23 protein-coding genes and 1 pseudogene are annotated in these 23915 nt (G+C 68.4%); 19 read left to right on the forward strand and 5 right to left on the reverse strand.

The genetic code is table 11. The features are described from left to right. Positions 1–10 precede the first annotated feature (10 nt). Entirely contained in the window at positions 11–631 is a 621-nt protein-coding gene (hpt, locus tag MELE44368_RS08020; RefSeq protein ID WP_128108020.1) for a hypoxanthine phosphoribosyltransferase, read from the forward strand. A gap of 78 nt (positions 632–709) precedes the next feature. Beyond that, positions 710–2920 carry a molybdopterin-dependent oxidoreductase gene (locus MELE44368_RS08025; RefSeq protein WP_128108021.1) on the forward strand — a complete coding sequence of 737 codons (2211 nt, stop codon included), beginning with the start codon at positions 710–712 and terminating at the stop codon, positions 2918–2920. 113 nt (positions 2921–3033) lie between these two features. On the opposite strand, the gene MELE44368_RS08030 is transcribed toward MELE44368_RS08025, so the two are convergent. From MELE44368_RS08030 to MELE44368_RS08045, 4 genes are read right to left on the reverse strand one after another with little or no spacing between them, the layout of a single operon-like run. Further along, entirely contained in the window at positions 3034–3780 is a 747-nt protein-coding gene (locus MELE44368_RS08030) for an SIMPL domain-containing protein (protein WP_128108022.1), read from the reverse strand. Between the two features lie 16 nt (positions 3781–3796). Beyond that, complete coding sequence (locus MELE44368_RS08035) at positions 3797–4816, reverse strand: zinc-binding dehydrogenase (RefSeq protein ID WP_128108023.1); 1020 nt, start codon at positions 4814–4816, stop codon at positions 3797–3799. Further along, positions 4816–6006: an LLM class flavin-dependent oxidoreductase gene (locus MELE44368_RS08040; protein ID WP_128108024.1), complete on the reverse strand. Its 1191-nt coding sequence runs from the start codon at positions 6004–6006 to the stop codon at positions 4816–4818. Before MELE44368_RS08040 ends, MELE44368_RS08035 begins: the two co-directional genes overlap by 1 nt. Beyond that, positions 6007–6975 carry an alpha/beta fold hydrolase gene (locus tag MELE44368_RS08045; RefSeq protein ID WP_128108079.1) on the reverse strand — a complete coding sequence of 323 codons (969 nt, stop codon included), beginning with the start codon at positions 6973–6975 and terminating at the stop codon, positions 6007–6009. A gap of 223 nt (positions 6976–7198) precedes the next feature. Between MELE44368_RS08045 and ftsH the strand changes: the two genes are divergently transcribed. From ftsH to MELE44368_RS08130, 17 genes are all read left to right on the forward strand, one after another. Next, positions 7199–9517: an ATP-dependent zinc metalloprotease FtsH gene (ftsH, locus tag MELE44368_RS08050; protein WP_128108025.1), complete on the forward strand. Its 2319-nt coding sequence runs from the start codon at positions 7199–7201 to the stop codon at positions 9515–9517. A 23-nt stretch (positions 9518–9540) separates the two neighbouring features. Beyond that, positions 9541–10164 carry a GTP cyclohydrolase I FolE gene (folE, locus tag MELE44368_RS08055; protein WP_128108026.1) on the forward strand — a complete coding sequence of 208 codons (624 nt, stop codon included), beginning with the start codon at positions 9541–9543 and terminating at the stop codon, positions 10162–10164. A 14-nt stretch (positions 10165–10178) separates the two neighbouring features. Next, the gene (folP, locus tag MELE44368_RS08060) at positions 10179–11027 is read left to right on the forward strand and encodes a dihydropteroate synthase (protein WP_206613722.1); all 849 of its coding nucleotides are present in this window, start codon (positions 10179–10181) and stop codon (positions 11025–11027) included. Then, a complete protein-coding gene (folB, locus tag MELE44368_RS08065) occupies positions 11020–11436 on the forward strand; it encodes a dihydroneopterin aldolase (protein ID WP_206613716.1) in 417 nt (138 codons plus the stop codon). Before folP ends, folB begins: the two co-directional genes overlap by 8 nt. Before the next feature lie 34 nt (positions 11437–11470). After that, entirely contained in the window at positions 11471–11983 is a 513-nt protein-coding gene (gene folK, locus MELE44368_RS08070; protein ID WP_128108028.1) for a 2-amino-4-hydroxy-6-hydroxymethyldihydropteridine diphosphokinase, read from the forward strand. Beyond that, the gene (locus MELE44368_RS08075) at positions 11983–12459 is read left to right on the forward strand and encodes a DUF3180 domain-containing protein (protein ID WP_128108029.1); all 477 of its coding nucleotides are present in this window, start codon (positions 11983–11985) and stop codon (positions 12457–12459) included. Before folK ends, MELE44368_RS08075 begins: the two co-directional genes overlap by 1 nt. Before the next feature lie 78 nt (positions 12460–12537). Beyond that, on the forward strand, positions 12538–13845 hold the full coding sequence (locus tag MELE44368_RS08080; protein ID WP_128108030.1) for a DUF6779 domain-containing protein: 1308 nt from the start codon (positions 12538–12540) through the stop codon (positions 13843–13845). Positions 13846–13925: 80 nt separating this feature from the next. Then, positions 13926–14849, forward strand: coding sequence for a Rossmann-like and DUF2520 domain-containing protein (locus MELE44368_RS08085; protein ID WP_128108031.1), 924 nt, complete (start codon positions 13926–13928; stop codon positions 14847–14849). Continuing rightward, positions 14846–15778: a pantoate--beta-alanine ligase gene (gene panC / locus MELE44368_RS08090; protein ID WP_128108032.1), complete on the forward strand. Its 933-nt coding sequence runs from the start codon at positions 14846–14848 to the stop codon at positions 15776–15778. The genes MELE44368_RS08085 and panC overlap by 4 nt, the downstream gene beginning before the upstream one ends. Next, a complete protein-coding gene (gene panD / locus MELE44368_RS08095) occupies positions 15778–16185 on the forward strand; it encodes an aspartate 1-decarboxylase (protein WP_128108033.1) in 408 nt (135 codons plus the stop codon). The genes panC and panD overlap by 1 nt, the downstream gene beginning before the upstream one ends. A gap of 4 nt (positions 16186–16189) precedes the next feature. After that, positions 16190–17005, forward strand: a complete 816-nt coding sequence (locus MELE44368_RS08100) for a type III pantothenate kinase (RefSeq protein ID WP_064892215.1) — start codon at positions 16190–16192, stop codon at positions 17003–17005. Between the two features lie 11 nt (positions 17006–17016). Then, entirely contained in the window at positions 17017–18528 is a 1512-nt protein-coding gene (gene lysS, locus MELE44368_RS08105; protein ID WP_128108034.1) for a lysine--tRNA ligase, read from the forward strand. Positions 18529–18639: 111 nt separating this feature from the next. Then, positions 18640–18981, forward strand: a complete 342-nt coding sequence (gene lsr2 / locus MELE44368_RS08110; protein WP_046752921.1) for a histone-like nucleoid-structuring protein Lsr2 — start codon at positions 18640–18642, stop codon at positions 18979–18981. Between the two features lie 313 nt (positions 18982–19294). After that, complete coding sequence (gene clpC1, locus MELE44368_RS08115) at positions 19295–21838, forward strand: ATP-dependent protease ATP-binding subunit ClpC (RefSeq protein WP_128108035.1); 2544 nt, start codon at positions 19295–19297, stop codon at positions 21836–21838. 211 nt (positions 21839–22049) lie between these two features. Further along, positions 22050–22265 (forward strand): CbtB domain-containing protein, encoded by a 216-nt coding sequence (locus MELE44368_RS08120; RefSeq protein WP_128108036.1) that lies wholly within the window; start codon positions 22050–22052, stop codon positions 22263–22265. Positions 22266–22268: 3 nt separating this feature from the next. Then, the gene (locus MELE44368_RS08125; protein WP_128108037.1) at positions 22269–23087 is read left to right on the forward strand and encodes a CbtA family protein; all 819 of its coding nucleotides are present in this window, start codon (positions 22269–22271) and stop codon (positions 23085–23087) included. Then, positions 23084–23635 (forward strand): histidine phosphatase family protein, encoded by a 552-nt coding sequence (locus MELE44368_RS08130; protein WP_128108038.1) that lies wholly within the window; start codon positions 23084–23086, stop codon positions 23633–23635. The genes MELE44368_RS08125 and MELE44368_RS08130 overlap by 4 nt, the downstream gene beginning before the upstream one ends. A 61-nt stretch (positions 23636–23696) precedes the next feature. Here MELE44368_RS08130 and MELE44368_RS08135 read toward each other — a convergent pair. Next, positions 23697–23915, reverse strand: a pseudogene (locus MELE44368_RS08135) (alcohol dehydrogenase); the annotation flags it as partial.

Genomic DNA, 23915 nt, shown 5'->3' on the forward strand with positions numbered 1-23915 from the left:
CACCCGCGCCTTGGTCGCAGGATCGCTCCCATGGCACGCTGTGGGCGTGGCTGAGCAATCCACCGAGCTGTACTCCGGCGACATCAAGTCTGTGCTGCTTCCGTCCAACGAGATCCAGGCCAAGGTCGCCGAGCTCGGCGCCCGCATCGGCGACGACTATCGCGAAGCGGTCGCGCCGAACGGGCAGGATCTGCTGCTCGTCACCGTCCTCAAGGGCGCGGTGTTCTTCGTCACCGACCTCGCCCGCGCGATCCCGCTGCCGACGCAGCTGGAGTTCATGGCGGTCAGCTCGTACGGCTCGTCGACGTCGTCGTCGGGGGTGGTGCGCATCCTCAAGGATCTCGACCGCGACATCCACGACCGCGACGTGTTGATCGTCGAGGACGTCGTGGACTCCGGGCTGACGCTGTCGTGGCTGCTGCGCAACCTGGCGTCGCGGCGGCCGCGCTCGCTGCAGGTGTGCGCGCTGCTGCGCAAGCCCGACGCGGTGCGCGCCGACGTCGACATCGCCTACGTGGGGTTCGACATTCCCAAGGAGTTCGTCGTCGGCTACGGCCTGGACTACGCCGAGCGCTACCGCGACCTGAGCTACATCGGCACGCTCGACCCCAAGGTCTACGAACAGGGCTAGAACTGCCCAAAGGGACAAACGGGCGCCAAAGTGCGAGAAGAATCGTGCAAAACGTCGATCTCGGCGCAAGATGAGGACATGGCCCTCCGAATCTGCCCGCTGTGCGAGGCCACCTGCGGCCTGACGTTGACGATCGAGGACGGCCGGGTCACCGGCGCCCGCGGCGACCGCGATGACGTCTTCAGCAAGGGGTTCATCTGCCCGAAGGGGGCCAGTTTCGCCGAACTCGACAACGACCCCGACCGGCTCACCAGGCCGCTGGTGCGGCGCGGCGGCGAGCTGACCGAAACCAGTTGGGAGGACGCGTTCGAGACGGTCGCCGACCGGCTCGGTGCCGTCGTCGCCGAGTACGGCGGGCCGTCGGTCGGCGTGTATCTGGGCAACCCGAACGCGCACACGGTCGCCGGCGCCCTCTACCCGCCGTTGATCGTGCGGGCGCTGGGCACGCGCCAGGTCTACTCGGCGAGCACCCTGGACCAGATGCCCAAGCACGTCGCGCTGGGCCACATGTTCGGCAGCCCCGTCGCGTTCACCGTTCCCGACCTTGACCGCACCGACTACCTGGTCATCATCGGCGCGAATCCGCTTGTCTCCAACGGCAGTCTGGCCACCGCCGCCGACTTCGGCGGCAAGCTGCGCGCGCTGCGCAACCGGGGCGGCCGCCTCGTCGTCATCGATCCGGCCCGCACCCGCACCGCCGAAATGGCCGACCGCCACCTCGCCCCGCGGCCGGGCACCGACGCGGCGCTGCTGTTCGCCGTCGTGCACACCCTGTTCGACGAGGACCTCGTCGCCCTCGGCGCGCTGGTGGACTCCGTCAACGGCATCGACGACGTGCGTGCCCTGGCGGCGGATTTCGCCCCGGAGGCCGTCGCACCGTACTGCGATGTGCCCGCCGAGGACATCCGGCTGCTGGCCCGGGAAATCGCGGCCGCGCCGTCAGCGGCGGTCTACGGCCGAATCGGCACGTCCACAGTCGAATTCGGCACGATCGGCAGCTGGCTCGTCGACGTCGTCAACGTCCTGACCGGCAACCTCGACCGGCCCGGCGGGGCGATGTTCCCGCTGTCGCCGGTCGCTCCGGCGCCGCGACCGCCGAAGGCCGGCCGCGGATTTCGCACCGGGCGCTGGCACAGCCGCGTCTCGGGGCACCCCGAGGTGCTCTCGGAGTTTCCGGCCGCGGCGCTGGCCGAGGAGATCGAGACCCCTGGCGACGGCCAGCTCAAGGCGCTGATCACCATCGCGGGCAACCCGGTGTTGTCCGCGCCCGACGGCGACCGCCTCGACCGTGCGCTCGACGGGCTCGGCTTCATGCTTTCCATCGACCCGTACCTCAACGAGACCACCCGCCACGCCGACGTCATCCTGCCGCCCCCGCCGCCGTCGCGCAGCGCACACTTCGACTTCGCGCTCAACAATCTGGCGGTGCGCAACAACGCCAGGTACTCACCGCCCGCGCTGCCGTTGGGCGACCGCCCCGACGAATGCGAGATCCTGGCGCGAATCGCGTTGGTCCTGTACGGGGTTGGCGTCGACGGTGATCCGGCGCTGGTCGACGAGCAGGTGATCGCCACGACGCTGGCCGCCCAGAGCGGCGATCCGCACTCGCCCGTCGCCGGCCGCCCTGTCGAGGACCTGACCGCGATGCTCGAAGACGGCCCCGGTTACGAGCGCCGCCTCGACATGATGCTGCGCATCGGCCCGTACGGTGACGCGTTCGGCGCCAAACCTGACGGGCTGACGCTGGCCCGGCTCAAGGCCGCCCCGCACGGCATCGACCTCGGCCCGCTGCGACCGCGACTGGCTCAGGTGTTGCGAACCCCAACGGGCCGAATCGAACTCGCCCCGCAGCCGTTGACCGCCGACGTGCCGCGGCTACGCGCGGCGCTTCGGGAGCGCGCCGACGGTTACCTGCTCGTCGGGCGGCGGCACCTGCGCTCCAACAACAGCTGGATGCACAACCTGCCCGCGCTGAACGGCGGATCCAACCGATGCACGCTGCGGATCCACCCGGACGACGCCGCCGAGCTCGGCCTCACCGACGTCGCCGTCGTCAAGGGTCCCGGTGGTGAACTCCTGGCACCGATCGAGTTGGAGCCGGGCATGCGCCGCGGTGTGGTGTCGCTGCCGCACGGCTGGGGACACGACCGCGGCGGGACTGGGCAGGAGGTCGCATCAAATCGACCGGGCGTCAACGTCAACCAGCTCAACGACGGTAACCGGCTCGATCCGCTGTCGGGAACCGCTGTGCTCAACGGCATTCCGGTGGACATCGCGCCCGCGGACTGAACCTTCCCCCGCGAGCTGGGTCCACCTGGCAGCGCCGAGCAGACGTGAAAACCCCCAAATGCGGTGGAACAAGGGGGTCTACGCGTCTGCTCGCGCCAAGGTAGTTCGCCCCGTCAGGTGAGCTCCCACACCACCGTCACGGTGAATCCGACCGTCTGCTCGCCGGGTTCCAGTGGTACGGCGGCCATTTCGGCACCGCGGGGAGTCGGCAACGGGGTGGGCGGCTGCTGCTGGCCCCCGGCCTCCGAGATCGAGATGACCTGGCCGAGATCCAGACCCGACAGCTCGGCGTACTGCTCGGCGCGGTCCCTGGCGTCCTCGAACGCCCGGCCGCGGGCATCGCGGACCAACTGCGAGTCGTCTTCGAGCGTGTAGTTCACCGAGTTGATCCGGGTGGCGTCGCCGCCGCTGCTGACGATCAGCGCCAGCGCCTGCGACGCCGCGTCGAGCTGCCGGATCTTGATGTCGATCGAGTTGGTGGCCCGGTAGCCGACGATGGTCTGCGGGTTCGCGCCGCCGCCCGCGAACTGCGGCTGCAGGCTGACCTGCGCGGTGCTGATGTCCTTGGGGTCCACGCCGGCGTCGACCAGCGCGTCGATCACCGCCTGCTGGCGCTCGCTGGTCTGGTTCATCGCGCCGGTCACATCGGGCGCGATGAACTCGATGGACGCGTTGACATTGAGAGTGTCCGGCTCGCCCTGCACCTCGCCGGAACCCTGCACGGTCACGTGCCGCGCCTCGCCCTGCTCGCTGGAGACCGGCCCCGATGTCGCGTCGCAGCCCGCGACAGCGACGGTGAGCCCCGCCGCGGCGAGGGCGAGCAGTCTGGTCGGCGTCTTCACTCGTGCAGCGATCGGCATGCCTGGCACGATACCGTCAGGGTGTCACCAGGACCTTGCAATGCTGGTCGGGCTGCGCCAGCTCGTCGAACGCCGCGCCCACCCCGGCCAGGTCGACCTCCCCGGTGATCAGCGGCGCGACGTCGATCTCGCCCTCCGCGACGGCCCGCAACGCCTCGCCGAACTCGTTGAAGTCGTAGGCGAATACGAACTGCACGCTGATCTCCTTGGCGGTGCCGAAGAACGGCACCACGGTGTCGGGCTCCATGCACACGCCTGCGACCACCACCCGACAGCCTGCGGGTGCGCGTCGCAGTAGGTCGTTGAGGATGCCGGGCACCCCGACCGCCTCGAACACCACCGCGGGCTCCGCGGTGTCGAACGGTGAACCCTGCGCGGGGTCGAGGGTTTCGTGGGCGCCCATCGTGCGGGCCAACTCCCGTCGCTTCAGCGAGAAGTCCGCGGCCACAATGTGTTCCACTCCTCGGTGCCGCAGCGCGGCGATGACCGCGATGCCCACCGGCCCGCAGCCGAGCACCAGCGCCGTCTCGCCGCGCGAGATCGCCGACTTGTTCACCGCGTGCAGCCCGACGGCCATGGGCTCGGTCAGCGCGGCATGGCGCGGATCCACCCCGTCGGGCACCGTGAGCAGCAGCGGCGCCGACAACAGCATCCGTTCGGCGTAGCCGCCGATCGTGGTGTTGGAGTACACGATCGGCTCCACTCCGGTCGCGGTCAGCAGCGCGGGAACCGACGTGACGGTCGTGCCCGGCGCGGGGGCGTCGGTGTCGGGTCCGGCCTCGATCACCTCGGCGCTGAACTCGTGCCCGAGATACACGTCACGGGACAGATCCAGCCGCATCCCGCCACCGCCGGGCAGCCCCGACATCTCGGCGCTGAGCCGCACCATCTCCTCGCCGTGCTTGGCGAAGTGCAGATCCGATCCGCAGATGCCGCACGCCTTGACGTCCACGAGCACCTGGCCGGGTCCCGGCACGGGTTCGGGGACGTCGTCGCGCAGCACCATGCGCCCGTCGCGCAATACCGCGGCCCGCATCAGCTTTCCGGGTTCTTGAGTTCGTCGGTGTGTTCGGCGATCGCGTTGACGATCGCCTCACCCGCCCGGCCGAGCAGCTGGTCACGCATGTCCTTGGCCCAGTCGTGCGACGCCCGCGGCGCACTCAGCTGCCCTTTGAAGTGCGGGATGACCTCGCGGGCGAACAGTTCGTAGGAGTGGTACGTCGCCTGCGGTGACGCCCAGTCGTGGCCGAGCAGAAGCAGGGTCCCGAATCCGCCGGACTGCTCGAGCAGGTCGTGGATGTAGGTGACCGCGTCACCAGGGGTGCCGATACAGCAGTTGCCTTTGGCCGCATACTCTTCGACGAACTCGCGCGGGGACTGCTCCTCGCCCTCGACGCTGTTGGACAGCGGGACGAACCCGGCGGCGCCGAAATAGTTCGCGAAATCCTGCAGCCCGTAGGTGCAGTCCTCGATCGCCTGCTCGCGCGTGTCGGCCAGGTGCATGATCGACAGCACCCGCCAGTTGGTGCGGTCGGGTTCCGGCCGGCCCGACTTCTCGGCCTGGTCGACGACGACCTGCCAGGTGTTCTCCAAGGCGGCGTATCCGCCCGGCACCGACATCGACAACGAGAGCAGTGAGGTGCCGAGCGCACCGGCCAGCCGCGGGCCGGACGGTGAAATCATTGCTGCCGTGGATATTTCGGGATAGGGCCAGGTGTACGGCCGAATGTGAAGCGCGGCGTCGCGCAGCGTGAACCAGTCCGACGTCCTGGTGATCCGCTCGTCGGGTGCGGCGCGGAACAGGGCCAGGATCGCCTCCAGCGACTCCTGCATCATGCGGCGCTGGTCCACCGGATCGATACCCATCATGTAGGCGTCCGACGGCAGCGCACCCGGGCCGGTGCCGAACATCACGCGCCCGCGGGTGATGTGGTCGAGCAACACCCAGCGGTCGGCCACCATCAGCGGATGGTGGTAGGGCAGCGACACCACGCCGGTGCCGAGCCGGATGTGCTTGGTGCGCTCGGCCGCCGTGGCGATGAACACCTCCGGGCAGGCGATCAGCTCATAACCGCCGGAGTGATGCTCGCCGAACCAGACCTCGTCGTATCCGAGACGATCCAGGGCCACCGTGCGTTCGAGGTCGTATTCCAAAGCGACGGTGGGGGATTGGCCGACGGGGTGAAACGGCGTGATGAACACCCCGAAGTTCAACGGACGCGTCATCTACATCTCCAATCGCTTGAGAAACCCGATGAGTTCGGCGTTCACCTCGGTGGGACGCTCCTGTTGGATCCAGTGGCCCGCGCCCTCGATCATCACCTCGCGGTAATCGCCGGAGACCAGGTCGCGCACGCGGTGGCGGGGCGTATAGGCCAGCGTCGGGTCCGCGGTGCCGCCGATGAACAAGGCGGGCACGGCGATGGTGGCGGCTGGAATCCCCGACGGTGCGGTCAGCTCCCAGTTGAGATCGAAACAGCGATACCAGTTCAGCGGCGCGGTGAACCCGTGCTCGGTGAACTCGGCGACGTAGTGGTCGAACTCGTCCTGGCTCAGCCAGTCGGGCAGGCCGGCCGGCTCGGGGATGCGCTCGATGAAGCCTTCTGGGCCCGGCTGGACCATGCGCAGCGAGGCGGCCTCATCCGAGGTGGTCAACGAGCCGAACAGCTTGCGCATCGTGGTGGCCGGATCGCGGTTGAGGTCCTCGTCGGCGGGCCCGGGCTCCTGGAAGTACAGGATGTAGAAGAAGTTGTCGCCGAAGAGCCTGCGGAACGCCTGGGTGGTCGGCACCCGCGACCGCGGCACCGGCGGCACGCTGAGCCCGGCCACCCCGGCGAACCGGTCCGGATGCAGCAGCGGCGCCGTCCACGCCACCACCCCGCCGAAGTCGTGGCCGACGATCGCCGCCCGTTCCGCGCCGGCGTCGTCAAGCAGGCCCACGAGGTCGGCGCTGAGCTCGACGACGTTGTAGGCGTCGATCGCATCGGGCTTCGACGATCCGCCGTAGCCGCGCTGGTCGGGCGCCAGCACGTGGAAGCCGGCTTCGGCCAGCGCCGGGATCTGGTGGCGCCATGAGTACGCCAGTTCGGGGAAGCCGTGGGCCAGCACCACCAGCGGGGCGCCACGGTCGCCGGCCTCCACTACCCGCAGTCGCACGCCGTTGGTTTCGACTGACCGCTCGGTCGGGGTGAGCACGGTCACTACCAAAGCACAGTCCGTCGGCCGAGTGTGAGGTTGCGGCACGCCCCCGGCGCTCGAAGCGTGTGGGTAACCCACGTTCGTCGGCAAGGGGTCGGCACCCGCCGGGAACCTTGATTCGTTGGTCTCGCGGTAGCCTGGAAGTTCCTAGCTGCACGTATCGGAAGGAGACCGGCCGCGGGCGGCCGAAACACATGACGCCGACGAAGGCCGAGGCTTGATGAACCGCAAAAATGTGATCCGCACGCTGACCGTGATCGCGGTCCTGTTGCTGCTGGGTTGGTCCTTCTTCTACTTCAGCGACGACACCCGCGAGTTCAAGCCTGTCGACACCACGGTGGCGATCGCGCAGATCGACGGCGACAACGTCAAGAGCGCGCAGATCGACGACCGTGAACAGCAGCTGCGGCTGGAGCTCAAGAACGGCAACGCCGACACCTCCGACAGCGACAAGATCATCACCAAGTACCCCACCGGCTACGGCGTGACGGTGTTCGAGGCCCTGCAGAGCAAGGGCGCCAAGGTCAACACGGTCGTCAACCAGGGCTCGATGCTCGGCTCACTGCTGATCTACCTGCTGCCGCTGCTGTTGTTGGTCGGCCTGTTCGTGATGTTCTCGCGGATGCAGACCGGCGGCCGGATGGGCTTCGGGTTCGGCAAGTCGCGGGCCAAGCAGCTGTCCAAGGACATGCCCAAGACCACGTTCGCCGACGTCGCCGGCGTCGACGAGGCGGTCGAGGAGCTCTACGAGATCAAGGACTTCCTGCAGAACCCCAGCAGGTATCAGGCGCTGGGCGCCAAGATCCCCAAGGGCGTGCTGCTCTACGGTCCGCCCGGCACCGGCAAGACGCTGCTGGCCCGCGCCGTCGCGGGGGAGGCCGGCGTGCCGTTCTTCACGATCTCGGGCTCTGATTTCGTCGAGATGTTCGTCGGCGTCGGCGCGTCCCGGGTTCGTGACCTGTTCGAGCAGGCCAAGCAGAACAGCCCGTGCATCATCTTCGTCGACGAGATCGACGCCGTCGGCCGTCAGCGCGGCGCCGGCCTCGGCGGCGGCCACGACGAACGCGAGCAGACGCTGAACCAGCTGCTGGTCGAGATGGACGGCTTCGGCGACCGGCAGGGCGTCATCCTGATCGCCGCCACCAACCGGCCCGACATCCTCGACCCGGCGCTGCTGCGGCCGGGCCGCTTCGACCGGCAGATCCCGGTCACCAGCCCCGACCTGGCGGGCCGGCGGGCCGTGCTCAAGGTGCATTCGCAGGGCAAGCCGATGGCGCCCGACGCCGACCTCGAGGGGCTGGCCAAGCGGACGGTCGGCATGTCCGGCGCCGACCTGGCCAACGTCATCAACGAGGCGGCGCTGCTCACCGCCCGCGAGAACGGCACCGTCATCACCGGGCCCGCGCTGGAGGAGGCGGTTGACCGGGTCGTCGGCGGGCCGCGCCGTAAGAGCCGCCTCATCAGCGAACACGAGAAGAAGATCACCGCGTATCACGAGGGCGGGCACACGCTGGCCGCGTGGGCGATGCCCGACATCGACCCGATCTACAAGGTGACGATCCTGGCGCGCGGCCGCACCGGCGGGCATGCGATGTCGGTGCCCGAGGACGACAAGGGCCTGATGACCCGCTCGGAGATGATCGCCCGGCTGGTGTTCGCCATGGGCGGACGCGCCGCCGAGGAGTTGGTCTTCCGCGAGCCGACCACCGGCGCGGTCTCCGACATCGAGCAGGCCACCAAGATCGCCCGCGCGATGGTCACCGAGTACGGCATGAGCTCCAAGCTCGGCGCGGTGCGCTACGGCACTGAGCACGGCGACCCGTTCCTCGGCCGCACCATGGGCACCCAGGCCGATTACAGCCACGAGGTGGCCCGTGACATCGACGACGAGGTCCGCAAGCTCATCGAGGCCGCCCACACCGAGGCGTGGGAGATCCTCACCGAATACCGCGACGTGCTCGACGTCCTGGCCGGCGAGCTGCTGGAGAAGGAGACGCTGCACCGCCGCGAGCTGGAGGCCATCTTCAGCGAGGTCAAGAAGCGTCCGCGGCTGACCATGTTCGACGACTTCGGTGGCCGGGTGCCGTCCGACAAGCCGCCGATCAAGACGCCGGGCGAGCTGGCGATGGAACGCGGCGAGGAATGGCCCAAACCGGTGCCCGAGCCGGCGTTCAAGGCCGCGATCGCGCAAGCCAGCAAGGAAGCCGCCGCGCGGCAGGCCCAGAACGGCGTGAACGGGCACGGCGGTAACGGCGCTCCCGCTGCAGGCCCGACCCAGCCGGACTACGGCGCCCCGGCGGGCTGGCATGCGCCCGGATGGCCGCCGCAGCAGCATCAGCAGCAACCGCAGCAGCAGCCGCAGGGTTACTGGTACCCACCGCCGCAGCATCCCGGATGGCACCACCCCGGCGGTGCGGCTGCGCCGTATCCGCCGTACCAGCAGCCCTATCCGCAGCAGCCGGCGCCGAACCCGAACGACGATCAGGGCCAGGACACCGGACGGTCGAGCGGGCGGTCCAACCCCCCGACGCACGGCTGACACCCGGCCCGACAGGAGGCTAAATGACGCGGTCGCACCGCAATTCGGTCACGACCTCACCCGGGACCTTCTCGCCCGCGAAATTCGACCAGACGCGCGTCGAGGCGGCGGTGCGGGAGTTGCTGATCGCGGTGGGCGAGGACCCCGACCGGCACGGGCTCGAGGCGACCCCGGCCCGGGTGGCGCGGGCGTATCGGGAGTTGTTCGCCGGTCTGTACACCGACCCGGATACCGTGCTGGACACCACGTTTGACGAGCAGCACGACGAACTCGTGCTGGTCAAACAGATCCCGCTGTACTCCACCTGTGAGCACCACCTCGTGTCGTTTCACGGCGCGGCGCACGTCGGCTATATCCCGGGCGCCGACGGCCGGGTGACCGGCCTGTCCAAGATCGCGCGCCTCGTCGACCTGTACGCCAAACGTCCGCAGGTACAGGAACGGTTGACAGGACAGATCGCAGATGCGTTGATGCGCAAGCTCGATCCGCGCGGCGTGATCGTCGTGATCGAAGCCGAGCATCTGTGCATGGCGATGCGCGGCGTGCGCAAACCCGGTGCCATCACCACCACTTCGGCGGTGCGCGGACAGTTCAAACACGATGCGGCATCGCGCGCCGAGGCGCTGGATCTCATCCTTCGGAAGTGACCCCGCCCAGCCCCATGGTCCGCCGGGAGACGCACGTACAGGTCATGGGGGTCGTGAACGTCACCGACGACTCGTTCTCCGACGGCGGGCTGTTCCTCGACCGTGACCGCGCGGTCGAACACGGACTGGCGATGGCCGCCGACGGCGCCCAGATCATCGACGTCGGCGGCGAGTCGACACGGCCGGGCGCCACCCGCATCGATCCCAAGATCGAGACGTCGCGCGTCTTACCGGTGATCAAAGAGCTTGCCGCCCAAGGGCTCACGGTCAGCATCGACACCATGCACGCCGAGGTGGCCCGCGCCGCGCTGGAAAACGGCGCCAAGATCGTCAACGACGTCTCCGGCGGTCGCGCGGACCCGAACATGGCGCCGCTGCTGGCCGACGCCAAGGTGCCCTGGGTGCTGATGCACTGGCGCTCGGTCGGCGCCGAACGACCGCACGAGGTGCCCGCCTACCGCGACGTGGTCGCCGACGTGCGGGCCGAACTGCTGGCGACCGCCGACACCGCGGTGGCGGCCGGGGTCGACCCTGGCCGCCTGATCATCGACCCCGGACTGGGTTTCGCCAAGACCGGACAACACAACTGGGCGCTGCTGCGCGCACTGCCGGAGTTCGTCGCCACCGGGTTCCCCGTTCTCGTCGGCGCCTCCCGTAAACGCTTTCTCGGGACGCTGCTGGCCGACGTCGCCGGAGAACCCCGGCCGCCCGCCGGGCGGGAGACCGCGACGGCGGTGATCTCCGCGCTGGCCGGTCTGCACGGCGCGTGGGGGGTTCGGGTGCATGACGTACGAGCTTCGGTCGACGCGCTCAAGGTGCTCGAGGCGTGGTCAGGGGAGACGGGGAAGGACTCCGGTGGCTGACCGAATCGAATTGCGCGGCTTGATCGTTCGCGGCAACCACGGTGTCTACGAGCACGAACGCCGCGACGGGCAGGAGTTCGTCGTCGACATCACGGTATGGGCCGACCTGACAGCGGCCGCGGCCAGCGACGACCTGGCCGACACCATCGATTACGGCGGGCTGGCGAAGCTGGCGGCCGACATCGTCGCGGGTCCGGCGCGCAACCTGATCGAGACGGTGGCGGGCGAGATCGCCGACGCCGTGCTGGCCGACCCGCGCGTGGAAGCGGCCGAGGTCACGGTGCACAAACCGGGGGCACCCATTCCGTTGGACTTCGCCGACGTCGCGGTGGTGGCTCGGCGGTCCCGCGGCGACGGCCGGCGGCACCGCATGACTTCCAGCGAGGAGCCGAAGGCGGATCGCGCATGACGACTTCCAGCGAGGAGCCGAAGGCGGATCGCGGATGACGACAGTGGTGTTGTCCATCGGCTCGAACATCGGCGACCGGCGGGCACGGCTGCAGTCGGTCGTCGACGGGCTCGCCGAGGCGGTGCGGGCGGTATCGCCGGTCTACGAAACCGAGCCGTGGGGCGGGGTGGCCCAGGACCCCTTCCTCAACGCCGTGGTGATCGCCGAGGATCCGGGCCGCGACGCGCTCGGGTGGTTGCGGCGTGCGCAGGAACTGGAACGCGCCGCCGATCGAGTGCGCGCCGAACGCTGGGGGCCCCGCACGCTCGACGTGGACCTGGTCACCTGTCGTGACGGAGACCGCGAGGTGATCTGCGGCGACGACGATCTGACGTTGCCGCACCCGCGTGCGCACCAGCGTGCGTTCGTCCTCATCCCGTGGCTTGCGGTGGAACCCGACGCGACGCTGACCGTCGACGGCATCGTCCGCCCGGTGCACGACCTGCTCGCCACGCTCGACCCCGACGACCGTGCCGGGGTGCGACCGACCGACCTGGCGCTGAGCTGATGGGCCCCACTCGCATGCGCGACCTGACCGCCGCGACGGCGATCATGGTGGTCCTCGGTTATCTGCTGGTGCTGCTGCTGTACCGGTGGTTTCCGCCGATCACCGTGTGGACGGGGCTGTCGCTGCTCGCGGTCGCGGTCGCAGAGGCGGTCTGGGCCTTCTACATCCGCGCCAAGATCCGCGACGGGCAGATCGGCGACGGCCCGGGTTGGCTGCATCCGCTGGCGGTAGCCCGGTCGGTGGTGATCGCCAAGGCGTCGGCGTGGGTGGGTGCGCTGGTGCTCGGCTGGTGGTTGGGCGTGCTCCTGTACCTGCTACCACGGCGTTCGACATTGCGTGTCGCGGGCGAGGACACCGCGGGCACCGTCGTGGCGGCCGGGTGCGCGCTGGCGCTGGTCATCGCCGCGCTCTGGCTGCAGCATTGCTGCAAGTCACCGAACGAGCCCGAGGACAACGCCGACGCCGCAACCGATTAAGGGCGCATCGGCGGCGGCGCGCCGAATCGCCGCTGCGGTCGACACGCGAGGTGACCTGTGCCGGGTACAGTCTGGCCCATGACCGATCTGGCCCGCAGCGCCCGGCCGCGGCGCAGCGGCCGCAGGCCGAGTTGGGTGCTGTTGAGTGCGTTGCTGGTCCTTGCGATCGCGGCCAGCTCCGCTTTGGTGTTCACCAACCGGGTGGAATTGCTCAAACTCGCGGTCATCCTGGCGTTGTGGGCCGCCGTGGTGGCGGCGTTCGTGTCCGTGATCTACCGCAGGCAGAGCGACGCCGATCAGGCCAAGGTGCGAGACCTCAAGTTGGTCTACGACTTGCAGCTGGAGCGCGAGATCTCGGCCCGCCGCGAGTACGAGCTGTCGGTGGAAACCCATCTGCGCCGTGAGCTCGTATCCGAGATGCGCGCCCAGGCTGCCGACGAGGTGGCCGCGCTGCGGGCCGAACTTGCTGCCTTGCGCAGCCATCTGGAGGTGTTGTTCGACGCCGAGCTGTCGGACCGGCCCGCGCTGGAGACCGAACGCACGACCGTGCGGGCTTACAGCGATTGGGCGCGTGACGAATCCCCCTCCGGGCGGCTCGGCGCCGGCCGCCTCGACGCCGGCTACCGTGACGACCTCAACGCCCAGACCGACGAAAGCCCGATCATCGACGTCTCGGCTGAGCCCCATCCGCCCGAGTTCGACTGGGGCGCCCCGCAGCCAAGCGCCGCAGGCGCGCACCACAGGGCCGCAGAGCCAGAGCCAGAGCCCGAACCGGAGCCGGAGCCGGAGCGTCCGCGGCACTTCGCCGAGGCGCCGCCGGCCTGGACGCCACCGCCACCGGCGCCGCCGCCACCACCGCCACCACCGCCACCGCCGCCCCCGCCCCCACCTCCGCCGGCGCCGGAACCCGAACCCGCGCCCAGCCACCTCGGTTGGGCCCCACTCGAAGAACCCGCGCCTCAGCCCGAGCCGACCAGGCATGACCGGGCAACCGACTGGCAGCCCGCACCGGCCGACGGCCAGTGGCTGCCGCCGGGAGCACCGGGGAGCAACTGGGTGGCTCCGGCGGAGGAGGGTCCCGCCGCCGAGGAGCCCGCCGCGGAGTACGTGGGCAAGCGACGCGCACCCGAGCCGACACCGCCGACACCGCCGGCGGAATACGAACCGCCGCGCCGCGGCAGGCACTCGGCGCCGGCCGAGGTCACCGACCCCGGCCGACCGGGCGCGCAGCCGACCACCGCCGACGAGCCGGAGCAGCCGGTGCCGCGACGACGGCGGCGCGCCGCCGACGGCGAAGAGACCGGTGGCCAGTCGGTCGCCGAGTTGCTCGCCCGGCTCCAGGCCAGCCCGACAGGGGGCGGGCGTCGTCGCCGCCGCGAGGAATGAGTTAGTCTTTTTCTGACCGTCCGGTACCCGCACCGCGAGACTGGAACGTACGCACTTCTGACACTCAGCGAGGTCGCTGCATGGGGACGCCCGACGTATTCCGCCCCGCGCGGCTCTCTGTGGGCATCATTTCCGCTGGTCGGGTGGGTTCCGCCCTGGGTGTGGCGCTGGAGCGTGCGCAGCACGTCGTGGTGGCCTGCAATGCCATCTCGCAGGCATCCCGCGAGCGGGCGCAGCGCCGGCTGCCCGACACCGTGGTGCTGCCGGTCGACGAGGTCGCCGCCCGCGCCGAGCTGTTGTTGCTGTCGGTGCCCGACACCGACCTCGCCGGGCTGGTGTCGGGGCTGGCCGCGACCGGGGCGGTGCGGCCGGGCACCATCGTCGCGCACACCTCGGGCGCCAACGGGGTGGGTGTGCTGGCACCGCTGGCCGAGAACGGCTGCATCCCGCTGGCGATCCATCCGGCCATGACGTTCACCGGCTCCGACGAAGACATCGACCGGCTGCCCGACACCTGCTTCGGCATCACCGCCGCCGACGAGGTGGGGTACGCGATCGCGCAGTCCCTGGTGCTGGAGATCGGCGGTGAGCCGTTCCGGGTCCGCGAAGACGCTCGCACGCTCTACCACGCGGCGTTGGCGCACGGCAGCAACCACCTGGTCACCGTCCTTCTGGACGCGGTCGAGGCGCTGCGTTCGGCGTTGTGGGGTCAGGAACTGCTCGGCCAGGAACTGGTCGGAAACGCGCCGGGCGGGCTCGCGGAACGGGTCGTGGGGCCGCTGGCGCGAGCCGCGCTGGAGAACGCGCTGCAGCGTGGGCAGGCCGCGTTGACCGGTCCGGTGGCTCGGGGCGACGCATCCGCGGTCGCAGGGCATCTGACGGCCCTGGCGGAAGTGGATCCGCAACTGGCACAGGCATACCGGTCCAATTCGCTGCGTACCGCCCAGCGGGCGCATGCCCCCGACGAGGTGTTCACGGTGCTGCAGGAGGCCGGGCGTTCATGATCGATCATCAATCTCAGTTCACCGCGGGCGATTTGAACGTCTACGCCAACCCGGGTGACGTGTCCGCCGTCACCAGGGCGCTGCGCGCCACCGGGCGCCGCGTGACACTGGTGCCGACGATGGGCGCCCTGCACGAAGGGCACCTGGCGCTGATCCGGTCCGCGAAACGCGTCCAGGGCGCGGTCGTGGTGGTGTCGATCTTCGTCAACCCGCTGCAGTTCGGCGCGAACGAAGACCTCGACGCCTATCCGCGCACGCTGGACGACGACCTCTCCGCGCTTCGCGACGAAGGCGTCGAGATCGCGTTCACCCCGACCGTCGCCGATATGTACCCCGAGGGCATCCGCACCTGCGTGCAACCGGGCCCGCTCGGGCAGGAACTCGAAGGCGCCGTGCGGCCAACACATTTCGCCGGTGTGCTGACCGTCGTCCTCAAGTTGCTCAACATCGTCGGCCCGGACCGCGCGTTCTTCGGCGAGAAGGATTACCAGCAGCTCGTCCTCATCAGACAGATGGTCGCCGACTTCAACCTCGCTGTCGGGATCGTCGGTGTCCCCATCGTGCGGGAGACCGACGGGCTGGCGATGTCGTCGCGCAACCGTTACCTCAGCCCGACGGAACGCGAGCAGGCCGGGGCGCTTTCGGCGGCGCTGCTGGCGGGCATGTACGCGGCGGGGGAAGGAACCGCGGCCGCGTTGGACGCCGCGCAAGGAGTGCTCGACGAGGTGCCGGCCATCGAAGTCGACTACCTGGAGGTGCGGGATCCCATGCTGGGTCCGGCGCCGACCACGGGCGCGGCCCGCATGCTCGTCGCGGCCCGGCTCGGTCGCACCCGGCTGTTGGACAACATCGCCATCGACATCGGCGTGCCGTCCGGCCCCGGCCCGCACGTTGAGTACGACGAACACGAACTTCCTTGGAGGAATTGATGTTACGGACCATGCTGAAATCGAAGATTCACCGCGCCACGGTCACGCAGGCGGATCTTCACTACGTCGGGTCGGTCACCATCGACGCCGACCTGATGGACGCCGCGGACCTGCTCGAGGGTGAGCAGGTCACGATCGTCGACATAGACAACGGCGCTCGGTTGGTGACCTACGCCATCACCGGTGAACGCGGCAGCGGGGTGATCGGAATCAACGGCGCCGCAGCGCATCTGGTGCATCCCGGTGATCTGGTCATCCTGATCGCCTACGGCACGATGGAGGACGCCGAAGCGCGCAGGTATCAACCGAAGATCGTGTTCGTCGACGCGGACAACAAGCAGGTGGACCTCGGGCACGACCCCGCCCATGTGCCGGCCGACGCCGGCGAGCTGATGTCGTCGCGGTGATCGTGTGCTGCTCGCGATCGATGTTCGTAACACCCACACCGTCGTCGGCCTGATATCCGGTTCCGGTGACCACGCGAAGGTGGTGCACCACTGGCGAATCCGCACCGAGCCGGAGGTCACCGCCGATGAGCTCGCGCTGACCATCGACGGGCTGATCGGCGACGACTCCGAGCGGCTGACCGGCGCCTCCGCCCTGTCCACCGTCCCGTCGGTGCTGCACGAGCTGCGCGAGATGCTCGACCAGTACTGGCCCTCGGTGCCGCACGTGCTGATCGAGCCGGGTGTGCGCACCGGCATTCCGCTTCTCGTCGACAACCCGAAAGAGGTCGGCGCCGACCGCATCGTCAACTGCCTGGCCGCGTTCCACAAGTACGGCACCGCCGCGATAGTCGTGGACTTCGGTTCCTCGATCTGCGTCGACGTGGTCTCCGCCAAGGGGGAGTTTCTCGGCGGGGCGATCGCCCCTGGGGTCGAGGTGTCCTCGGACGCCTCGGCCGCCAGGTCGGCGGCGCTGCGCCGGGTCGAGCTGACCCGGCCACGCTCGGTGGTCGGCAAAAACACCGTCGAATGCATGCAGGCCGGCGCCATTTTCGGGTTCGCCGGGCTGGTCGACGGCCTGGTGCAGCGCGTCCGCGACGACGTCGACGGCTTTTCGGGCTCGGACGTCACCGTGGTGGCGACCGGACACACCGCACCGCTGCTGCTGCCCGACATGCGCACCGTCGAGCACTACGACGAGTACCTGACGCTGAGCGGTCTGCGCCTGGTGTTCGAACGCAACCGCGACAGCCAACGGGGGCGCCTCAAACAAGCCCGATAGGCTGGCAGGCCGTGACCTCAGCTGATACTCCCGACGCCACCGACATTCCCGAGCAATACCGGATCCGTCAGGCCAAACGTGAGCGGCTGCTGGCCCAGGGCAAGGACCCGTACCCGGTCGAGGTTCCCCGCACCCACACCCTTGCCGAGATCCGCCAGGCTTACCCCGACCTGGCCGCCGACACCAAGACGGGCGACATCGTCGGCGTCGCCGGCCGGGTGATGTTCGCGCGCAACGCGGGAAAGCTGTGCTTTGCGACGCTGCAGGAGGGTGACGGCACTCAACTGCAGGCGATGTTCAGCCTCGACCGGGTGGGCGAGGAGTCGCTGGAGGCCTGGAAGGACGATGCCGATCTCGGCGACTTCGTTTACGTGCACGGCGAGGTGATCAGCTCGAAGCGCGGCGAATTGTCTGTGCTGGCCGATTCTTGGCAAATTGTTTCCAAGGCACTGCGCCCGCTGCCCGTCGCGCACAAGGAGATGACCGAAGAGGCGCGGGTGCGGCAGCGCTACGTCGATCTGATCATGCGTCCGGAGGCGCGCCAGATCGCCAGGCAACGAGTCGCCGTGGTGCGCGCGATTCGCTCGGCGCTCGAGCGGCGCGGCTTCCTGGAAATCGAGACGCCGATGCTGCAGACCCTGGCAGGCGGCGCGGCCGCGCGGCCGTTCGTCACCCATTCCAACGCCCTCGATGCCGACCTGTATCTGCGCATCGCCCCGGAACTGTTCCTCAAACGTGCCGTGGTCGGCGGTTTCGAGAAGGTTTTCGAGTTGAATCGGGTGTTCCGAAACGAGGGCGCCGATTCCACGCATTCTCCCGAATTCGCGATGCTCGAGACATATCAGGCGTATGGCACCTACGAAGATTCCGCCACCGTCACCCGCGAGCTTATTCAGGAGGTCGCCGACGAAGCGATCGGCACCAGAAAGGTGCCATTGCCGGATGGCACTGTCTATGACCTAGACGGTGAATGGCAGAGCATTCAAATGTATCCGTCGCTGTCGGAAGCTCTCGGCGAAGAGATCACGCCGGAAACTCCGGCCGAGAAGTTATGGGAGATCGCGGACCGACTCGGTGTGGAGATTCCCCGAGACCGCGGCTACGGGCACGGAAAATTGGTCGAGGAGCTTTGGGAGCACACCGTCGGCAACACGCTGTGGGCGCCGACCTTCGTCCGGGACTTTCCAGTGGAAACGACGCCGCTGACCCGCCCGCACCGCGAGATCGAGGGGGTCACCGAAAAGTGGGACCTTTACGTTCGCCGGATAGAACTCGCCACCGGCTACTCTGAACTCATCGACCCCATAATCCAGCGGGAGAGGTTTGAAGCCCAGGCCCGTGCGGCGGCCGCGGGTGACGACGAGGCAATGGCCCTCGATGAGGATTTTCTCACCGCGTTGGAGTACGCGATGCCGCCCACGACCGGCACCGGAATGGGCATCGATAGGCTGATGATGGCTTTGACGGGCTTGTCGATTCGGGAGACTGTATTGTTCCCGATTGTTCGACGTCACGGCTCCTAACCTGGACGATTTCCGAATATGTTGAATGGTGTCCACACATATGGCAGATTGGTCCCCAGGTTCGAGAACTAAAAGCTGGATCTAGTTCTCAAGTAGAAGGGCATGAGCAAAATGGCGAAGAAAGTGACCGTCACGTTGGTCGACGATTTCGACGGCGAAGGCACAGCCGACGAGACCGTCGAATTCGGCCTCGATGGTGTGACTTACGAGATCGATCTTTCTTCCAAGAATGCCGCGAAGCTGCGTAACGACTTGAAGCAATGGGTGGAAGCCGGTCGCCGGGTGGGCGGCCGCCGGCGGGGCCGCTCTGCTGGATCGGGCCGCGGCCGCGCGGCGATCGACCGGGAACAGAGCGCCGCGATCCGGGAATGGGCGCGCCGTAACGGCCACAACGTGTCGACCCGTGGGCGCATCCCCGCCGACATCATCGACGCGTTCCACGCGGCAACGTAGAAGGCCGTTGCTCACACGCCTGTGTTCGCCGACCGACCCTGTCGGTAGCCGTCAGTGTGCTCGTTCGCCGCTGGCGAACTCGTCGCGCTGCTCGATCCGGAAACGAATCCGCCTTCCGGCGCGTTGCTAATCGGTAGCCACCGGGTAACCACTCGATGGCTGTCCGGGTCTCGTGGTTGTCCGCTCTCAGCAGACCGCCGGACGGGGCGGCGGGGAGCACCGCCCATTAGAGTGGACGGCAGGTGCAGTGCGTTTCCGGAGCCTTTCGGGGCGGGCGGCACCGTACCTATTGATGGAGAGCAGGTAACCACCGATGTTTGAGAGATTCACCGACCGCGCCCGCAGGGTCGTCGTCCTGGCTCAAGAAGAGGCCCGGATGCTCAACCACAACTACATCGGCACCGAGCACATCCTCTTGGGACTCATTCACGAGGGCGAGGGCGTGGCGGCCAAGTCGCTGGAGTCGCTGGGCATCTCGCTCGAAGGCGTGCGCAGCCAGGTCGAGGAGATCATCGGCCAGGGCCAGCAGGCGCCGTCCGGGCACATTCCGTTCACCCCGCGCGCCAAGAAGGTGCTGGAGCTGAGCCTGCGCGAGGCGCTGCAGCTCGGCCACAACTACATCGGCACCGAGCACATCCTGCTCGGGTTGATCCGTGAGGGCGAAGGCGTCGCGGCCCAGGTGTTGGTGAAGCTGGGCGCCGAGCTGACCCGGGTGCGTCAGCAGGTCATCCAGCTGCTGAGCGGATACCAGGGCAAGGAGGCCGCCGAGGCCGGCACCGGTGGCCGCGGAGGTGAGTCCGGCTCGCCGTCGACGTCGTTGGTGCTTGACCAGTTCGGTCGCAACCTGACCGCCGCCGCGATGGAGGGCAAGCTCGACCCCGTCATCGGCCGCGAGAAGGAAATCGAGCGGGTGATGCAGGTGTTGAGCCGGCGCACCAAGAACAACCCGGTGCTGATCGGTGAGCCCGGCGTCGGCAAGACCGCCGTCGTCGAGGGGCTCGCGCAGGCGATCGTGCACGGCGAGGTGCCCGAGACCCTGAAGGACAAGCAGCTCTACACGCTGGACCTCGGTTCCCTGGTGGCCGGTAGCCGCTATCGCGGTGACTTCGAGGAACGCCTGAAGAAGGTGCTCAAGGAGATCAACACCCGCGGCGACATCATCCTGTTCATCGACGAGCTGCACACGCTGGTCGGTGCGGGTGCCGCCGAAGGTGCCATCGACGCCGCCAGCATCCTCAAGCCGAAGCTGGCCCGCGGCGAGCTGCAGACCATCGGCGCCACCACGCTCGACGAGTACCGCAAGTACATCGAGAAGGACGCCGCCCTGGAGCGCCGCTTCCAGCCGGTCCAGGTCGGTGAGCCCACGGTGGAACACACCATCGAGATCCTCAAGGGACTGCGCGACCGCTACGAGGCCCACCACCGCGTCTCGATCACCGACTCGGCGATCGTGGCCGCCGCCACACTGGCGGACCGCTACATCAACGACCGGTACCTGCCGGACAAGGCGATCGACCTGATCGACGAGGCAGGCGCCCGGATGCGGATCCGCCGGATGACCGCGCCACCTGACCTGCGGGAGTTCGACGAGAAGATCGCCGACGCCCGTCGCGAGAAGGAGTCCGCGATCGACGCGCAGGACTTCGAGAAGGCCGCGCGGCTACGCGATCAGGAGAAGCAACTGGTGGCTCAGCGTGCCGAGCGCGAGAAGCAGTGGCGCTCAGGCGATCTCGACGTAGTCGCCGAGGTCGACGATGAGCAGATCGCCGAGGTGCTCGGCAATTGGACCGGTATCCCCGTGTTCAAGCTGACCGAGGCCGAGACCACGCGCCTGCTGCGCATGGAGGAAGAGCTGCACAAGCGCATCATCGGCCAGGATGACGCCGTCAAGGCCGTCTCCAAGGCGATCCGGCGCACCCGCGCCGGGCTGAAGGATCCCCGGCGCCCGTCGGGCTCGTTCATCTTCGCCGGCCCGTCCGGCGTCGGCAAGACCGAGCTGTCCAAGGCGCTGGCGGAATTCCTGTTCGGCGATCAGGACGCGCTGATCCAGATCGACATGGGTGAGTTCCACGACCGGTTCACCGCCTCGCGGCTGTTCGGTGCCCCTCCGGGCTACGTCGGCTACGAGGAGGGCGGCCAGCTCACCGAGAAGGTGCGTCGCAAGCCGTTCTCGGTGGTGCTGTTCGACGAGATCGAGAAGGCCCACCAGGAGATCTACAACAGCCTGTTGCAGGTCCTGGAGGACGGACGTCTGACCGACGGTCAGGGCCGCACGGTCGACTTCAAGAACACCGTGCTGATCTTCACGTCGAACCTGGGCACGTCCGACATCTCTAAGGCGGTCGGGCTCGGTTTCTCCAAGGGCGGCGGTGAGAACGACTACGAGCGGATGAAGCAGAAGGTCAACGATGAGTTGAAGAAGCACTTCCGCCCCGAGTTCCTCAACCGTATCGACGACATCATCGTCTTCCGTCAGCTCACTCAGGACGAGATCGTGCAGATGGTGGACCTGATGGTCGGTCGGGTCGCGGAGCAGCTCAAGAGCAAGGACATGGCCTTGGAGCTGACGGACAAGGCCAAGCAGCTGCTTGCCAAGCGCGGGTTCGATCCGGTGCTGGGCGCGCGGCCGCTGCGCCGCACCATCCAGCGCGAGATCGAGGACCAGCTGTCGGAGAAGATCCTGTTCGAGGAGATCGGACCCGGCCAGCTCATCACCGTCGACGTCGAGAACTGGGACGGCGAGGGCGACGGCGAAGGCGCCGTGTTCACCTTCACCGGCACCAAGAAGCCGGCCAAGGTGGAGGAGCCCGACTTGGCCCAAGCCGGTGCGGCAGGCGTAATCACCGCGGCCGAATAGCTCCATCACGCAAAGCCCCCGAACCCCGGTTCGGGGGCTTTTGCGTTCCCGGAGTCTCCGTTCGGCAGGCGATTGCTTACGATGTGCGGTGTAATCGGCAGGCAGTGGAATCTGGTGAGAATCCAGAACGGTCGCGCCACTGTGTCAAGTCAGACCCACGGCCTGTCGTCCACCTCCGACCGGGACGCGAACTCCCCGAAAGGACACCGAAATGACCTCTTCTGAGGCCCGCAGGTCGATCGCTCCTGCCATCGACTTCTCCGCGGCCAAGGCAGTCGCCTGGCTGACGCTGACCGCGTTCTTGGCGCTCCTGGTTCTGTACTTCGTCGGGATGGATCAGGGCGCGACTTCGGTGTTCGGCAATAACACCGTCATCCACGAGTTCGTGCACGACGCCCGCCACCTGCTCGGCTTCCCCTGCCACTGACCCATGGAGAAGCAGATAATCGGGCGCGGCATTCTGGCCGGCGCCCTGGCCGGACTGGCCGCGTTCGTCTTCGCCCGGATCTTCGTCGAACCGGTGATCGAGCGGGCGATCGGCTACGAGGAGGGCATCGGCGCCGCGCATGAGGCGCTCCACGGCGGCCACGGCGGACACCACCATGGCGGACACCACCATGGCGGTGAGGCGTTCGAAGGGTTCACCCGCGGCGTGCAGGCCAACATCGGCATGGGCTTCGGGGTGCTGGCCTTCAGCGTCGCCATCGGTGCGCTGTTCGCGGTGGTGTTCGCGGTGACGTACGGACGCGTCGGTGACGTGTCGGCGCGGCTGCTGTCGTTGTATGTGGCGGGCGGAATGTTGTTGAGCCTGTTCATCGTCCCCGCGTTGAAGTATCCGCCCAGCCCGCCCGCGTTGAGCCTGGACGAGACCATCCGCCAGCGCACGCTGCTGTACCTGCTGATGGTCGCGCTCTCCGCCGCATTGTTGGTGGCCGCGGTGTATCTCGGGCGCCGGCTCGCGGAGCGGTTGGGCGCGTGGAACGCGGGGCTGGTGGCCGCCGGTGGCTACGTGGTGGCCGTCGCGGTGGTGATGTTGATCCTGCCGACCATCGACGAGACGCCGGGGCCGCTGCGCGACGCCGCGGGCAACATGGTGTACGACGGATTTCCCGCCGACGACCTCTACGAGTTCCGGCTCTACTCGCTGGGCACCCAGGTCGTGATGTACGCGACGCTCGCGTTGGTGTTCGGTGCGATGGCGGCCCGGCTGCTGGAGTCCAAGCGGCGGGAGAACTCCATCCCGGCATGACCGAAGTGGTCCGGCTGACGCTGGTGTCCCACGCCATGACCGGTGCGATGGCGGCCGGCCGGTTTCCCACCGACGAGGCGCTCAACTCCGTCGGGCACCGCCAGGCCGGTGCGTCGATCGAACTGGGTGTGGTCGACGCCGCGTACTGCGCACCCGAGAAGCGGACCCGCCAGACCGCGGATCTGCTCGGCCTGGCGGTGACGATCGACCCGCGGTTGGCCGATCTGGACTGCGGCCGCTGGCGAGGCGACGTGCTGGGCCGGCTGCCTCCGGATGATCTGGCGATCTGGTTGACCGACCCGACGAGCGCGCCGCACGGCGGTGAGACCGTCGTCGCGCTGGTCGACCGGGTACGGGACTGGATGGACGGGCTGCCCGAGCGTCGCGGTCGGCTGATCGCGGTGACCCACCCGGCGGTGGTGCGCGCCGCGATCCTGGTCGCGCTGGATGCACCGCCGAAGTCGTTCTGGCGCATCGATGTTGCGCCGGTGAGCCGCACGGTGATCCACTACCGCGGGCACGCCTGGACGCTGCGGTCAGCGCCGTAGCTCACCGCCTCCGGGTTCCCGGTGAGCGTGACTGCCCGGGTGCACCAGCCTCCGTCGCCCTTCAGAACCGGATCAGGCCACGCAGGTTCAGGCCGCTGTGCATGTCCGCGTAACCCTGGTTCACCTCGTCGAGCGTGTACTCACGGGTGATGAGCTCGTCGAGCTTGAGGCGGCCGGCCTGGTACAGCTCCAGCATGCGGCGGATGTCCAGCCGTGGGTTCGACGAGCCGAAAAGACATCCCCTGACCTGCTTTTCGTACAGCGTGAGGTCGAACAGCGA

The sequence above is a fragment of the Mycolicibacterium elephantis DSM 44368 genome (genome assembly GCF_004014805.1).
Taxonomy (GTDB): Bacteria; Actinomycetota; Actinomycetes; order Mycobacteriales; family Mycobacteriaceae; genus Mycobacterium; species Mycobacterium elephantis.

Bases quoted from the DNA above. Each gene is read 5' to 3' on its own strand.
- MELE44368_RS08120 (WP_128108036.1), top strand. From the start codon at position 22,050: ATGACCTCTTCTGAGGCCCGCAGGTCGATCGCTCCTGCCATCGACTTC.
- panD (WP_128108033.1), top strand. From the start codon at position 15,778: ATGTTACGGACCATGCTGAAATCGAAGATTCACCGCGCCACGGTCACG.
- MELE44368_RS08085 (WP_128108031.1), top strand. From the start codon at position 13,926: ATGGGGACGCCCGACGTATTCCGCCCCGCGCGGCTCTCTGTGGGCATC.
- MELE44368_RS08025 (WP_128108021.1), top strand. From the start codon at position 710: ATGGCCCTCCGAATCTGCCCGCTGTGCGAGGCCACCTGCGGCCTGACG.
- folP (WP_206613722.1), top strand. From the start codon at position 10,179: ATGGTCCGCCGGGAGACGCACGTACAGGTCATGGGGGTCGTGAACGTC.
- clpC1 (WP_128108035.1), top strand. From the start codon at position 19,295: ATGTTTGAGAGATTCACCGACCGCGCCCGCAGGGTCGTCGTCCTGGCT.
- MELE44368_RS08125 (WP_128108037.1), top strand. From the start codon at position 22,269: ATGGAGAAGCAGATAATCGGGCGCGGCATTCTGGCCGGCGCCCTGGCC.
- MELE44368_RS08035 (WP_128108023.1), bottom strand. From the start codon at position 4,816: ATGCGGGCCGCGGTATTGCGCGACGGGCGCATGGTGCTGCGCGACGAC.
- MELE44368_RS08130 (WP_128108038.1), top strand. From the start codon at position 23,084: ATGACCGAAGTGGTCCGGCTGACGCTGGTGTCCCACGCCATGACCGGT.
- MELE44368_RS08080 (WP_128108030.1), top strand. From the start codon at position 12,538: ATGACCGATCTGGCCCGCAGCGCCCGGCCGCGGCGCAGCGGCCGCAGG.
- folK (WP_128108028.1), top strand. From the start codon at position 11,471: ATGACGACAGTGGTGTTGTCCATCGGCTCGAACATCGGCGACCGGCGG.
- MELE44368_RS08030 (WP_128108022.1), bottom strand. From the start codon at position 3,780: ATGCCGATCGCTGCACGAGTGAAGACGCCGACCAGACTGCTCGCCCTC.
- panC (WP_128108032.1), top strand. From the start codon at position 14,846: ATGATCGATCATCAATCTCAGTTCACCGCGGGCGATTTGAACGTCTAC.
- MELE44368_RS08040 (WP_128108024.1), bottom strand. From the start codon at position 6,006: ATGACGCGTCCGTTGAACTTCGGGGTGTTCATCACGCCGTTTCACCCC.
- lsr2 (WP_046752921.1), top strand. From the start codon at position 18,640: ATGGCGAAGAAAGTGACCGTCACGTTGGTCGACGATTTCGACGGCGAA.
- ftsH (WP_128108025.1), top strand. From the start codon at position 7,199: ATGAACCGCAAAAATGTGATCCGCACGCTGACCGTGATCGCGGTCCTG.
- folE (WP_128108026.1), top strand. From the start codon at position 9,541: ATGACGCGGTCGCACCGCAATTCGGTCACGACCTCACCCGGGACCTTC.
- MELE44368_RS08075 (WP_128108029.1), top strand. From the start codon at position 11,983: ATGGGCCCCACTCGCATGCGCGACCTGACCGCCGCGACGGCGATCATG.